Annotated in this window: 13 protein-coding genes; 10 read left to right on the plus strand and 3 right to left on the minus strand. The window is 70.7% G+C overall.

The window, feature by feature from the left end; translation table 11 throughout:
• The first annotated feature begins 12 nt into the window (after positions 1-12).
• From OHN74_RS34990 to OHN74_RS35030, 9 genes are all read left to right on the plus strand, one after another.
• On the plus strand, positions 13-285 hold the full coding sequence (locus OHN74_RS34990; protein ID WP_327698571.1) for an acyl carrier protein: 273 nt from the start codon (positions 13-15) through the stop codon (positions 283-285).
• 169 nt (positions 286-454) lie between these two features.
• A complete protein-coding gene (locus tag OHN74_RS34995) occupies positions 455-1,243 on the plus strand; it encodes an SDR family NAD(P)-dependent oxidoreductase (RefSeq protein WP_327698572.1) in 789 nt (262 codons plus the stop codon).
• A 73-nt stretch (positions 1,244-1,316) separates the two neighbouring features.
• Positions 1,317-2,249 (plus strand): aromatase/cyclase, encoded by a 933-nt coding sequence (locus OHN74_RS35000; RefSeq protein ID WP_327700381.1) that lies wholly within the window; start codon positions 1,317-1,319, stop codon positions 2,247-2,249.
• 2 nt (positions 2,250-2,251) lie between these two features.
• Positions 2,252-3,733 carry an FAD-dependent monooxygenase gene (locus tag OHN74_RS35005; RefSeq protein WP_327698573.1) on the plus strand — a complete coding sequence of 494 codons (1,482 nt, stop codon included), beginning with the start codon at positions 2,252-2,254 and terminating at the stop codon, positions 3,731-3,733.
• 200 nt (positions 3,734-3,933) lie between these two features.
• Positions 3,934-5,463: an FAD-dependent monooxygenase gene (locus OHN74_RS35010; protein WP_327698574.1), complete on the plus strand. Its 1,530-nt coding sequence runs from the start codon at positions 3,934-3,936 to the stop codon at positions 5,461-5,463.
• A gap of 4 nt (positions 5,464-5,467) precedes the next feature.
• A complete protein-coding gene (locus OHN74_RS35015; RefSeq protein WP_327698575.1) occupies positions 5,468-6,346 on the plus strand; it encodes an alpha/beta hydrolase family protein in 879 nt (292 codons plus the stop codon).
• 190 nt (positions 6,347-6,536) lie between these two features.
• Entirely contained in the window at positions 6,537-7,403 is an 867-nt protein-coding gene (locus OHN74_RS35020) for a 4'-phosphopantetheinyl transferase family protein (RefSeq protein WP_327698576.1), read from the plus strand.
• Positions 7,400-8,998, plus strand: a complete 1,599-nt coding sequence (locus OHN74_RS35025; RefSeq protein ID WP_327698577.1) for an acyl-CoA carboxylase subunit beta — start codon at positions 7,400-7,402, stop codon at positions 8,996-8,998. Before OHN74_RS35020 ends, OHN74_RS35025 begins: the two co-directional genes overlap by 4 nt.
• A 9-nt stretch (positions 8,999-9,007) precedes the next feature.
• Entirely contained in the window at positions 9,008-9,226 is a 219-nt protein-coding gene (locus tag OHN74_RS35030; protein ID WP_327698578.1) for an acyl-CoA carboxylase subunit epsilon, read from the plus strand.
• A gap of 105 nt (positions 9,227-9,331) precedes the next feature.
• On the opposite strand, the gene OHN74_RS35035 is transcribed toward OHN74_RS35030, so the two are convergent.
• From OHN74_RS35035 to OHN74_RS35045, 3 genes are read right to left on the minus strand one after another with little or no spacing between them, the layout of a single operon-like run.
• Positions 9,332-11,677: an ABC transporter permease gene (locus OHN74_RS35035; protein ID WP_327698579.1), complete on the minus strand. Its 2,346-nt coding sequence runs from the start codon at positions 11,675-11,677 to the stop codon at positions 9,332-9,334.
• Positions 11,674-12,366, minus strand: a complete 693-nt coding sequence (locus OHN74_RS35040; RefSeq protein WP_327698580.1) for an ABC transporter ATP-binding protein — start codon at positions 12,364-12,366, stop codon at positions 11,674-11,676. The genes OHN74_RS35035 and OHN74_RS35040 overlap by 4 nt, the downstream gene beginning before the upstream one ends.
• Positions 12,363-12,887, minus strand: a complete 525-nt coding sequence (locus OHN74_RS35045) for a PadR family transcriptional regulator (protein WP_327698581.1) — start codon at positions 12,885-12,887, stop codon at positions 12,363-12,365. Before OHN74_RS35045 ends, OHN74_RS35040 begins: the two co-directional genes overlap by 4 nt.
• Positions 12,888-13,165: 278 nt before the next feature.
• Here OHN74_RS35045 and OHN74_RS35050 point away from each other — a divergent pair, with 278 nt between their 5' ends.
• Positions 13,166-14,044, plus strand: a complete 879-nt coding sequence (locus tag OHN74_RS35050) for an alpha/beta fold hydrolase (RefSeq protein WP_327698582.1) — start codon at positions 13,166-13,168, stop codon at positions 14,042-14,044.
• Positions 14,045-14,053: the final 9 nt, after the last annotated feature.

Consider the following 14,053-nt stretch of genomic DNA (forward strand, 5'->3'; position numbering starts at 1 on the left):
AAGGAACACCACGTGGAAACCCAGCAGTTCACCCTTGACGATCTCAAGCGCATCCTGATCGAGGGCGCCGGTGCCGAGGAGACCGTCGACCTCGACGGCGACATCTTCGACGAGGACTTCGAGCACCTCGGCTACGAGTCGCTGGCGCTGCTCGAGACCGGCGGCCGGATCGAGCGCGAGTACGGCATCGTCCTGGACGACGACATCCTCTCGGAGAGCAACACTCCGCGGGCCCTCATCGACGCCGTCAACGCCCAGCTGGGAAGCGGCTCCCAGGCCGCCTGACGGTTCGTCATACCCGACATATCAGGATCACGTACACCTGCGATCCCGTAACCCCTCATTCCATGTCCCCCATCGAGCCGCCGCCGGACACCCCACTCAGCCGGCGGCGGCACATCGCCGTACCTCCATGCCGTTTTTGCAGTCCTTCACCCAAGGGAGTTGAAAGAGCATGCCGCAGCAGCAGACGCAGCGGGTCGCGCTGATCACCGGGGCCACCAGTGGAATCGGACTGGCGGCGGCCCGGCTGTTGGGCTCCGCCGGGTACCGGGTGTTCATCGGGGCCCGCGACGTGGACAACGTGACCGCGACGGTCAAGCAGCTCCAGGAGGAGGGAACGGAGGCCGACGGCGCCGCCGTGGACGTCCGTTCGCCGCATGCCGTCCATGCCTTCGTACAGGCCGCCGTCGACCGCTTCGGCGCTGTCGACGTCCTCGTCAACAACGCCGGCCGCAGCGGCGGCGGAGTCACCGCCGACATAGCGGACGAACTGTGGGACGACGTCATCGACACCAACCTCAACAGCGTCTTCCGGATGACCCGCGAGGTGCTCAACACCGGCGGCATGCGCGGCCGTGGCTGGGGCCGGATCATCAACATCGCATCCACCGCCGGCAAGCAGGGCGTGGTCCTCGGCGCCCCCTACTCCGCCTCCAAGCACGGCGTCGTCGGATTCACCAAGGCTCTCGGCAACGAACTCGCGCCGACCGGCATCACCGTCAACGCCGTGTGCCCGGGCTACGTCGAGACCCCCATGGCCCAGCGCGTCCGCCAGGGCTACGCCGCCGCCTACGACACCACCGAGGAAGCGATCCTCGAGAAGTTCCAGGCCAAGATCCCGCTCGGTCGCTACTCCACGCCACAGGAGGTCGCCGGGATGGTCGGCTACCTCGCCTCCGACACCGCGGCCTCCGTCACCGCCCAGGCGATCAACGTCTGCGGTGGGCTGGGCAACTTCTGATCCCTGGCCCGCCCCACCCCGACCTGACCAGCAAGAGGAAGAAGAGGACCAGAACGTGACCACGACGCAAGCGATGACCCGCGAGGTGGCGCACGAGATCACCGTCTCGGCGCCCGCCGACGCCGTCTACCGGCTGATCGCGGAGGTGGAGAACTGGCCGCAGATCTTCCCTCCCACCATCCACGTGGACCACCTGGAGAAGGGCGAGCGAGAGGAGCGCATCCAGATCTGGGCCACCGCCAACGGCGCGGCCAAGAGCTGGACTTCCCGCCGCACACTTGAGCCCGAGAACCGCCGGATCACCTTCCGCCAGGAGGTCTCCGCGCCCCCGGTCGCCGCGATGGGCGGCGCCTGGGTGATCGAGGAGCTGCCGGGCGGTGAGTCGCTGGTACGGCTGCTGCACGACTACCGCGCCATCGACGACGACCCCGAGAGCCTCGCCTGGATCGACGAGGCCGTCGACCGCAACTCCCGCTCGGAGCTGGCCGCCCTGAAGGAGAACGTCGAGCGGGCCCACACCACGCGCGAGCTGACCTTCTCCTTCGAGGACACCGTGCTGATCGAGGGCTCGGCCAAGGACGTCTACGGCTTCATCGACGAAGCCCGGTTGTGGGTGGACCGGCTGCCGCACGTGGCCCGCGTCCGGTTCGAGGAGGACACACCCGGTCTGCAGGTCCTGGAGATGGACACCAGGGCCAAGGACGGCTCGACCCACACCACCAAGTCGTACCGGGTGACCTTCCCGCACCGGGCGATCGCCTACAAGCAGGTGACCCTGCCGGCCCTGATGACGCTGCACACCGGCCTGTGGACGTTCGAGGAGTACCCGCGCGGGGTCGCCGCCACCTCGCAGCACACGGTCGTGCTCAACCCGGACAACATCCAGCGGATCCTCGGTCCCGACGCGACCGTCGAGGACGCCCGCGAGTACGTCCAGAGCGCCCTGAGCACCAACAGCCGCGCCACGCTCGGCCACGCCAGGGATCACGCGGAGAAGAGCCGCTGACCATGTCCACCGACACCTCTTGGGCCACCCGGGTCATCGTGGTGGGGGCGGGCCCCGTCGGCCTCTTCCTGGCCGGTGAACTCCGGCTGGGCGGCGCCGACGTGGTCGTACTGGAACGGCTGAGCACCGCCACCACGGAGTCCCGCGCCTCCACTCTGCACGCCCGCACGGTGGAGCTGTTCGACTGCCGTGGGCTGCTGGACGCGCTCGGCGAACCGCCGCGGGAGCCGCGCGGCCACTTCGGCGGCGTACCGATGGACCTCACCGTGCCCGGCCCGTACTCGGGCCAGTGGAAAGTGCCTCAGACCAGGACCGAGGAACTGCTCCACGAGTGGGCCGAGGCCCTCGGCGCCGACATCCGGCGTGGCTGGGAGGTGCGCGAACTCGTCCAGGAGGACGGGTACGTGGAGGTCACGGCCGACACCCCGGACGGCTCACGGCGCCTGCGGGCCGCGTACCTCGTCGCCTGCGACGGCGAGGACAGCACCGTACGGCGGCTGACCGGAGCCGCCTTCCCCGGCACCCCCGCCGGGCGGGAACTGCTGCGGGCGGACATCGCCGGGATCGACATCCCGGACCGGCGTTTCGAGCGCAGGGAGCACGGGCTGGCCATCGCGGCCCGGATGCCCGGCGGGGTCACCCGGGTGATGGTGCACGCATTCGGTCGCCCGGTCCGGCGGCGAACGGGGCCGCCCGGCTTCGCCGAGGTCGTCGAGGTATGGCGACGGGTCACCGGCGAGGACCTGAGCGGCGGACGCCCGGTGTGGCTCAACGCCTTCGGCGACGCCAACCAGCAGGTGGAGCGGTATCGCCACGGGCGGGTGCTGTTCGCCGGGGACGCCGCGCACCGTCAGATGCCGAGCGGCGGACAGGCGCTCAACCTCGGTCTCCAGGACGCCGCCAACCTCGGCTGGAAGCTGGCCGCGGTGGCCTGTGGCCGAAGCCAGGAGGCGTTGCTCGACACCTACGACGACGAGCGGCACGCGGTCGGCCGCCGGGTGCTCGCCAACATAAGGGCCCAGGCACTGCTGCTGCTCGGCCGGCGGGAGGTGGAACCGGCGCGGGCCCTGCTCGGTGAGCTCATCGCCGCGGGGCCCACGCGGGACCACCTCGCGGCGATGATCACCGGGCTCGACATCCGCTACCCCATCGGCGGCGGCACCCACCCCTTGCTCGGAGCCCGGCTTCCACTCGGGACGCTGTCGACGCCGGACGGCCCGGTCGGCGTCGCCGAGTTGCTGCGTGACGGACGCGGACTCCTGCTCGTCGCCGACTCCGCCCGGGCCGAACTGCGCTGGCTCGGCAAGCTCTGGTCCGACCGCGTCACAGCGGTGGCGGTACTGCCGGACACGGCTGGGCCACTGCACGGTGCCGAGGGGCTGCTGGTCCGCCCCGACGGTCACGTCGCCTGGGCGGGTGCGGACCCATGGGCGGCGACGGCGGCGATCCGCCACTGGTTCGGGCGGCCCGACCACGGGCTCTGACCCGGGACGCGGCGCCGGGCACCACTGCCCGGCGCCGGGATCCACTGCACGGCGCTCGGGCCGGAAACCCGAGGCGGACTGACACACGCCGACTCAGATCAATGACTCAGATCAATGCGATCAACTCGATCAATGCGATCAACTCGGATCAACCCAGATCAACCCGGATCAATTCAGCGAGGTTCAGAGAGGGAAGTGCTGTGGACACGGATGTGATCGTTGTCGGCGCTGGGCCGACGGGCCTCATGCTCGCCGGGGAACTGCGGCTGGGCGGAGCCCGGGTCGTGGTCGTGGAGGCACTGGCACGGCCGACCGGGCAGTCCCGGGGGCTGGGCTTCACGGCCCGCGCGATGGAGGTGTTCGATCAGCGGGGGCTGCTGCCGCGATTCGGTGCGCTGGAGAAGAGCCCGATGGGCCACTTCGGTGGCGTGCAGTTCGACTACACGGTCCTGGAGGATGCCCACTTCGGCGCTCGCGGCATCCCGCAGTCGCAGACGGAGGCCGTCCTGGAGGAATGGGCGAACGAGCTGGGCGCGGACATACGGCGGGGCTGGGAGCTGGCCAAGCTGGCCGACGACGGCGACGGCGTCGAGATCGTGGCGGCCACGCCCGAGGGCGAACAGCGGTTGCGCGGCGCGTATCTGGTGGGCTGTGACGGCGGACAGAGCGTCGTGCGCAACGCGGCAGGGTTCGGCTTTCCCGGGCTTCCGGCCACGCGCCGGATGTATCTGGCCGATGTCACCGGCTGCGCCATCCGCCCCCGTTTCCTGGGGGAGCGGCTGGAGAACGGCATGGTGATGGCCGCGCCGCTGGCGCCGGGCGTGGACCGGATCATCGTGTGCGAGGACGGCACGCCGGCCGGGGACCGCCCGCAGGCGGTGGAGTTCGACGAGGTCGCGGCTGCCTGGGAGCGCATCACCGGGGAGTCGCTGGCCGGTGGGGCCGCCGACTGGGTCAGCTCCTTCACGGACGCCACCCGTCAGGCATCCGCCTACCGCAAGGGCCGGGTGCTGCTCGCCGGGGACGCCGCGCACGTCCATCTCCCGGCCGGGGGCCAGGGGTTGAGCACAGGCGTGCAGGACGCGGTCAACCTCGGCTGGAAGCTGGCCGCGGTGGTCCGCGGGCAGGCGTCGGACGTCCTCCTCGACACCTACCACGACGAACGGCACCCCGTCGGCGCCCGGATGCTGATGAACACCCGCGCGCAGGGCATGATTTTCCTCGGCGGCGCCGAGGCGGACCCCGTACGCAAGGTGTTCGGCGAGCTGATGGAGCTGGAGGAGGTCCGCCGTCGGCTGGCCGGCGTCGTCAGCCACCTCGACATCACCTACGACCTCGGCCCCGGAACCCACCCTCTCCTCGGCCACCGTCTCCCCCCGCGCCCGCTTCACCTGACCGACGGCACGCAGACCACCACGACGGCCCTGCTCCACCCGGCCCGTGGCGTCCTGCTCGACCTGACCGACGACGCCGCCCTCCGCGAGACCGCGGCCGCCTGGGCCGACCGGGTCACGGCCGTCACGGTCACCCCCGAGGAACCCGAGGTCTTCTCCGGTGCGACGGCCCTGTTGGTACGCCCCGACGGTCACGTGGCCTGGGCGGCCGGAGGCGGGACCACCGGCGCGGCGGTGACCGGCGCACCCAGGGCCACGGACGCCGAGATAGCCGCCGACGTGGACAGTCTCGTCACCGCTCTCCACCACTGGTTCGGTACCCCGGAGGTGGCGTAGGACGATGACCACCGCGTCCCTGTCCGTCGGCCCGAGGGTACGGCGGATCACGCTGGATGCCGCCGGGCACACCCTGTCGGCCCTCCTGAGCACACCGGAGGACATGCCGCCGCGTGCCACCGTGGTCGCGCTGCACGGGGCCGGGATGAGCGCGGAGTACTTCGACGGCGGGGCCCAACCGGACGCATCCCTCTGCGCGTTGGGAGCGCGCCTGGGGTTCGCGGTCCTCGCCGTCGACCGGCCCGGCTACGGCGACTCCGCCGCCGGGCTCCCCGAAGGCCTGGGCCTCGCCGGTCAGGCCCGCGTCCTGCGGGCCGCGCTCGACCACTTTCGAGGCGAGCACCACATCGGCACCGGAACGTTCCTGCTCGCGCACTCCTTCGGCGGCAAACTCGCCCTGACGCTGGCTGCCGAAGCCCCGCCGTCCGATCTGCTGGGCCTGGACATCTCAGGCTGCGGCCACCGCTACGCCCCACTCTCCGCGGAACTGCTCTCCGGACCCGCCCGGGCCCGCTGGCGATACAACTGGGGCCGGCTCGCCCTCTATCCGCCCGCCACCTTCCGGCGCAGCGCGGCCTTCGTGAGGCCTATCCCGGAGCAGGAGGTCAGGGCCGCCCCGGACTGGCCGGAGGTGTTCGACACGATCGCCCCGCGCGTGCGCGTCCCCGTCCGACTGACCTTCGCCGAGCACGAACTCTGGTGGCGGCACGACGCCGACACCCTCGACGACCTGCGGGCGAGGCTGAGTGCCGCGCCGCGTGTGGTCGTCGACCGGCAGCCGGACGCCGGGCACAACATCAGCCTGGGCCACACGGCCCGCGCCTACCACCTGCGCGCGCTCGCCTTCATCGAGGAGTGCCTGCCTGACGAGTACGGTCCATGACCTCACCCCGGACCCGAGGACCGTCGCGCCGGCTGCCGGCCACCGGTCCGCGCCCGCCGACCGCGCACAACGTCCGCCCCATCGCCGGCGGCCGCCCTCGTCGCGGCGGCCGCCGACCCGCAGCGACGCACGAGCCGGGGCAACCCCGGCCGAGCGGACGCAGTCACACGACCAGAACCGAGAGTCGCCCGTGAATCTCCCCCTCGCACTGAACTCCCCGCGCGGCAAAAGGGAGTTGGGACCGTCGGACCTGCACATCTGGCTGCTGCCGCCACCTGCCTCGCCGCGCGAGGCACCGGCCGACGAACTCGACCGCTACGAGCGGCAGCGCGCCGCCGCCTACCGCCGGCAGAGCGACCGGCAGTTGTACGTCGCCGCCCATGTGGGCCTGCGCCGGGTGCTGTCGGTCTACACCGGCGTCGCACCACAGCGGCTGCCCATCGGCCGGGAGTGGTGCGAGGAGTGCGGGGACCGCCACGGCCGGCCGGTCCTTGTCGACCTGCCGGGCGCCCCCGAGTTCTCGCTCTCGCACAGCCGCGGCCTGGCCCTGGTCGCGGTGGCGCGCACCCGGCTCGGCGTCGACGTCCAGGCGCTGCCCTCGCAGGAGACCGTCGACGCCTGCCTGCCCCTGCTGCACCCGGCCGAGCGCCAGGAGATCGCCCGGATCCCGGCCGACGAGCGGCGGACGGCCTTCGCGCGACTGTGGTCCCGCAAGGAGTCGTATCTGAAGGGCCTCGGCACCGGGCTCGCCCGGGCGGCGGACCTCGACTACCTCGGCGAGGCCGCCGAGTCCTGGCGCCCGGCGGGCTGGACGGTGCGCAACATGCCCCTGTGTCCCAGCCATGTCGGCGCCGTGGCGCTGACCGGTGAGAAGGACTGGCGGGCCGCCATGCACCAGGTCCCCGCCGAGTGGCTCTACGCCAGGGACGCCGTCGAGCGGATCTCGGCCGTCGAACCGGGACTGCGCACAGTGCTGCGCGCCCACGATCCGTCCTCCGTCCGGACGCACGCCCTCATCGACACCAGAAACAGGAAGGAAAGGGCCCAGGCATCATGACCGTCACCGATCCCGAAGCCGCCGTACTCGAGACCGCTCCGGACGTTCCCGAGGCGGACCGGCTCACAGAGCTGCGGACCATCAAGGAGCTCGCCCGCACGGGCCCCGACCCCAAGGCCACCGAACGTCAGCACGCCAAGGGCAAGCTGACAGCCCGCGAGCGCATCGAACTCCTCCTCGACCCCGGATCGTTCATCGAGGTCGAGACCCTGCGTCGGCATCGGGCCCAGGGGTTCGGCCTGGAGGCCAAGAGGCCCTACAGCGACGGCGTCATCACCGGCTGGGGGACCGTCGAGGGCCGCACCGTCTTCGTCTACGCCCATGACTTCCGTATCTTCGGCGGCGCCCTCGGTGAGGCCCACGCCGAGAAGATCCACAAGTTGATGGACATGGCGATGGCGGCCGGTGCGCCACTGGTGTCGTTGAACGACGGCGCGGGCGCCCGTATCCAGGAGGGTGTCTCCGCGCTGGCCGGCTACGGCGGCATCTTCCGGCGCAACACCAGGGCGAGCGGGGTGATCCCGCAGATCTCGGTGATGTTGGGCCCCTGTGCGGGAGGCGCGGCGTACTCGCCCGCACTGACCGACTTCGTCTTCGCCGTACGAGACATCTCCCAGATGTTCATCACCGGCCCGGACGTGGTGAAGGCCGTCACCGGTGAGGTGATCAGCGCCAACGGCCTCGGCGGCGCCGACGTGCACGGCGGCACCTCCGGAGTCGCCCATTTCGTGTACGACGACGAACGCACCTGTCTCGCGGAGGTCCGCTACCTCCTCTCGCTGCTCCCCGCCAACAACCGCGAACTGCCGCCCGCGCAGCCGGCCGGTGACCCTGCGGACCGTCCCGGCGACGCACTGCTCGACCTGGTCCCCGAGGACGGCAACCGCTCCTACGACATCCGCAAGGTGATCGAGGAGATCGTCGACGACGGCGACCATCTGGAGGTCCACGCCGACTTCGCCACCAACATCGTCTGCGCGCTGGCCCGCCTCGACGGACACGTCGTGGGTGTCGTCGCCAACCAGCCGGCCTCCATGGCCGGCGTGCTCGACATCAGGGCGAGCGAGAAGGGCGCGCGGTTCGTGCAGTTCTGCGACGCGTTCAACATCCCGCTGATCACCCTGGTGGACGTGCCCGGCTTCCTGCCCGGCGTCGACCAGGAGCACGAGGGCATCATCCGGCGCGGGGCCAAACTGCTGTACGCCTACTGCAACGCCACCGTGCCGCGCGTCTCGGTCGTCCTGCGCAAGGCATACGGCGGTGCCTACATCGTCATGGACTCCCGCTCCATCGGCGCCGACGTGGCCCTCGCCTGGCCCACCAACGAGATCGCCGTGATGGGCGCCGAGGGTGCCGCCAACGTCGTCTTCCGCCGGGAGATCGCAGCCGCCGACGATCCCGAAGCGATGCGCCGGCAGAAGATCGACGAGTACAGGAACGAACTCGTCCACCCCTACTACGCGGCCGAGCGCGGACTCGTCGACGACGTGATCGACCCCCGCGAGACCCGGCTGATCCTCAGCCGCACCGTGGCGATGCTCGCCGCCAAGTCCGCCGACCTGCCCACCCGCAAGCACGGCAACCCGCCCCAGTAGGAGACCCTCATGACTGCACCCCCCATCCCCTCCGACCTGCTCGCCGCCGCCTCTTTCCGGGTCCTGCGGGGCGAGCCGAGCGCCGAGGAGCTCGCGGCGTTCACCGCGGTCCTCACCCGGCGCCTCACGACCTCCGACGAACCCATCCCGCGGGGCCCCGCCACGGTCCGCTGGACCCGCCCGGAACGCCTCCGCGCCTACACCTGCCCGCGCGCCTGGCACAGCTGACTCGTCGGCCCGAACCCTCCCCGGCGCTGCCCCGGCCCGGCTCACCTACGTGCGGAGGTGGGCTCCTCCTGACAGGAGGAGCCCACCTCATGGGATGCTCGGGGGTCATTCCGTGCGCAGGCCCGTCGGGCGCATCATGCGCAGCAGCGGCGGCAGGCTGAGCAGCGTGACCACGCCGACCACGACCGCGCCCACGCCGGTCATGGTGAGCACGCTCGCCCAGTCCATGGCCACCGGTATACGGGTCATCTTCAGCAGAACCGTGCCGAGGACGACACCCACCCCCGTGGCCAGTACGAGACCGAGTCCGACCGGCAGGGCCGTCTGCCACAGCACCGACAGGCTCAGCGTGCGACGACGGGTGCCGAAGGCGACCAGCGCGGAGAGCAGTTTCCTGCGTTCGCGCAGCTGCTCCAGCTGGGAGACCAGCAGACTCGCCCCGATCAGTGCCAGCACGAAGGCGGAGCCGACGAACAGGCCGGTGCGGATGGAGGTGTACTTGGAGTTCTCCTGGGTCGCCGACCAGCCGAAGGCCTGCGCCAGGGGGTCCATACGGGCGGTGACGTTGCGTACGTACTCCCGCGAGTCCGGTACCGACGGGTCCAGACGCAGGTAGACACCGTCCGAGAACACCGCGGGCGCGGCCTTGGCGGGCAGAGCGGCGGGGGTGACCAGCAGACTGGCGTATTCCTGCAGTGAGTCCTTGCGCGCGTTCACCTGCCGAAGGTTCGCCGGAACGGTCCAGGGCACCTCCAGGCCGCGGTCCTCGCCGTCGTACGACGGGTCGATGTAGAGCTGCCGACCGGGCTTCGCCAGGGCGATTTCGGCTGCGTTGCTGGGGTCCGAGTAGCCGCTCCGCGTTCGCTTGATGAACACGTCACCGTCCTTGCAGGAGGGCAATGCGGCGAGTTCGCGCAGGGCGGCGCAACTGCCCACGGTCAGGTCGCTGTTGCTGTTCGGATCCCGACGTGAGTCCCCGTACTCGGCGCGGGCCAGGACCACCGCGGCCCGGACACCCTTGGTGCCGGTGAATGCGCGCTCGATGCCGGAAGGCGGCTTGGGGCCGCTGAAGGCGACCTGCATCTGAACCCGGCCGGGGTCCTTGCCGGTGTTCTTGGTGTACTGGCTCTGCGTTCCCGTGAAGAGCATCTGCAGCGCGATGGCCCCGGCCACCGCCACGGCGATGCCGTTGACCATGCGGGCGGCAGTGCCGCTGCTCAGCTGCAGCCGTCGCATGGCCAGCTGCCAGGAAAGCGCGCCCTTGCCGAGCCGGACGACGATCGCCTCCACGACCCAGGGCAGCAGGGCGGTGATGCCGATCAGCAACATCAGGACGCCGCCGATGACGAGGTACTGGTTGAAGTCTCCGTTCCTGCGGCCTTGACCGATCATCGGGTAGAGCATCGCGAGGCCGGCCACAGGCGGCAGCAGCCGCCACCACAGCCGACGGCGGCGCTGCTTGGCCGCGCGCACGACGCCGAGGGGTTCGACGACCACGCCGCGCATCGCGAGCAGCGTGACCAGCACCGCGGCGACCGGCACCGCCATCGCGACCAGCGCGGCAAGCGAGGGAGAGGGGTCGAGGTAGCTGGGCCAGACGCTCACGCCCAGCAACTCACCGGTACCCAGCTTCTGACGGCCGAGCAAGAAGAAGCCGGTGCCCACGACCAGGCCGAGCAGGGCTCCGGCCAGCGCCTCTCCCGCCGCGATCCGCCGGGTCATCCCGCGGTCGGAGCCGACCAGGCGCAGCGCGGCGAGGCGGCGGTCGCGGCGTTCGCCGCCGAAGCGGACGGCGGCGGCGATGAACACGGCGACCGGCGTCAGCAGCACCACGATCACGACCAGGACCATGAGCAGGAGCACCGGGTCGGTCTTCTCGGTCGTCGCATCCGGTTTGCCGTACTCGGTCAACCGCGTCACCGGGGAGATCACCGAGAGCTTCAACCCCGAGCCGCCCGCGTAGTAAGCCAGTTCGTGCGAGCCGATCAGCCCGCTCTCGCCGATCGTGCCGGTGATCCTGTACGGCAGGCGCTCCCGCAGCAGTTTCGCGTCGTCCGAGTCCAGCAGGTCCTTCAGCGCGGGGGAGACCACCATCTCGCCCTTGCCCGGGAAGCGGTCGACCCCCGGAGGCAGCGGCGCCCGCCTGCCCTCGGGTTCGACGATCCGGCCCCGGATGTCGTCGTCGTGCCAGGTGGTGTCCGCGGCGGCGATCAGGAGAGTGTTGTCGGCCTTGGACGAGACCGTCTGGGAGTACACGTTGACGTAGCGGGCGTCCTCCACCTTGTTGCGGGAGGCGATCACGTTGGGCATCGCGGTGCACAACAGGAGCAGGGCAACGCCGAGGCCGACACCGACCGCTGTCAGCGTCATCCGGACCCAGCCCTCGCGACCGCCGGTGACGCCGAACCTGGCTCCCATGGCCAGGTCTCTGGCCCAGTGGCGCGGATTCATATGGCGCGCTCCATGTCCCGGGACCTGCCGTCGCGTACGACGACCTCGCGGTCGGAGTAGGCGGCCACCCGTGTCTCGTGCGTGACGAGGACGACGGCTGCGTTGGTGGAGCGGGCCGCGTCGGTGAGCAGTTCCATCACGCGCTCGCCGTTGTAGGAGTCGAGCGCGCCGGTCGGTTCGTCGGCGAACAGCACCCTGGGGCCGGTGACCAGCGCGCGTGCCACGGCGACGCGCTGGCCCTGGCCGCCGGACACCTCCCCGGGCCGCTTGCCCTTGAGGTCGTCGACCTCAAGCCGCTCCATCCAGGACAGAGCGGTCCGCTCGGCCTCCTTGCGCGAGGTGCCGTTCAGTCTGAGCGGCAGGGCGACGTTCTCCACACAGGTCAGTTCCGGCACGAGCTGCCCGAACTGGAACACGAAACCGAACTCGGAGCGGCGCAACGCGCTGCGCTGGGAGTCGCTCATCGTCGTCATCTCCCGCCCGTAGTAGGTGATCGACCCGGAGTCGGGCGGCAGGATACCCGCGAGGCAGTGCAGCAGCGTCGACTTGCCGGAGCCGGAGGGGCCCATGACGGCGACGACCTCGCCGGGGTGGATGGAGAACTCGGCGCCGTCGAGGGCGTGGGTGTGCCCGTAGGTCTTGCGCAGGTCCTGCGCGGTGAGCAGGGAACCAGGGGGAGAAGTCGTCATCGGGCCACAGCCTCACGGAGTTTGTCGAGTCGGGCGGCGGTCAGTTCCAGCCAGCGCAGGTCCGCCTCCAGATGGAAGAGGGCGTGGTCGCAGATCAGCTGGTCCGCAAGATCGCCCTTGCGCTTGCGGTCGGTCAGGATGCGCATGCTGCGCAGGTGTTCGGAGCGTTGGGTGTCCAGGACGACGGCGGCGTCCCGGTGGGTGAGCAGCGCGAGGACGACCTTGGTGTAGAGGGCGGACTGGAGGTACTCCTCCGGCTTCTGCGGGGTCGCGAGCCACTGCTCCACGTCGGTGATGCCGGCGTCGGTGATCGCGTAGCGCTTGCGCTCCGGGCCCCCGCCGGCCTCGATACCGTCGACCTCGACGAGGCCGTTCTTCAGCAGCCGGGACATCGTCGAGTAGACCTGGCCGTAGTGCAGCGGCCGGTCGTGACCGAACGTCTCGTCGAAGGCCCGCTTCAGGTCGTAACCGTGTCGCGGGCCGGACTCCAGGAGCCCCAAAAGGGTGTGACCGATGGACATGAGCGCACTATACACACCATGTATACGCCGCATGTATACGTCGAGTGCATAGTCGGCGGCGGGTCTGCGTCGCCCGCGGTGTGATGCACCGCCGACTCGGCGGATGGGCCACACATGGACAAACCTCGGCTTGCGCTCGGAAACCGATCGGTTTACGATGATGGAAACCGGTCGGTTTCTCGCCGAATCCAAGACCCGGTCCGTGGTCACGCCCCCTGCGGGCGGGTCCTGTCCGCATCACCCCTCCGCAGCAGTTCACACCAAGGGAAACTGACGATATGCCCAGCTCAGAGCCACGCCCCACGATTCACATCCCGGGAACCACCAGCCACACCATCGCCCCGCGCACAGGACGCCACGCTCGTGAGGGAAGACTGCGCTATCTCAAGGCGGGCACCGGTGCTCCGCTGGTCCTGCTGCACACCGTGCGCACGCAGGCCGAGCACTTCCGCCTCCTCGTCCCGCTGATCGCGGACCGGTACACCGTGTACGCCCTCGACCTGCCGGGGATGGGCTACTCCGAGATCGTGCCCGGTGCGTCGTACGACGAGCCGGCCATGCGTGCGGGCGTCGAGCGGCTGCTGACCGAACTCGACCTCCACGACGTGACGTTGGTCGGGGAGTCCATGGGAGCGGTGCTCGCCCTGACCGCCGCGGCCGATCTGCCCGAGCGGGTACGGCGCGTCGTCGCGGTGAACACCTACGACTTCCCCGGCGGGATCACCCGGTCCGGTCTTCTCGCCCGTGTGGTGGTCGGCGGTGTCCTCACTCCGGGCGTGGGCCCGGTGGTCGCCGGGGTGGAGCCCAAGCCCGTCGTCCGCAGGATCCTGCAGGGCGGGGTGGTCGACAGGACCGCGCTGCGGGAGGACTACCTCGACGAACTCCTCCGGGTGGGCAGCCGCCCCGGCTACCCGACCGTCGCCAGGGCCGTGTACCAGAGCATGCCCAGCCTCATCGCCGCCCGGTCGCGCTATCCCGAGGTCAAGGCGCCCGTCCACCTCGTCTACGGCGAGAAGGACTGGTCCCGCCCCTCCGACCGGGAAGCCAACAAGAAGCTGCTGCCCAACGCCGATTTCACGCAGGTGCCGGGAGCGGGCCACTTCATCGCCCTGGAACGGCCCGACCTGCTGGCCGACCTGCTGAACGCGGTGGCCTGACCGGAGCCC

This window comes from Streptomyces sp. NBC_00459, assembly GCF_036013955.1.
Taxonomy (GTDB): Bacteria; Actinomycetota; Actinomycetes; order Streptomycetales; family Streptomycetaceae; genus Streptomyces.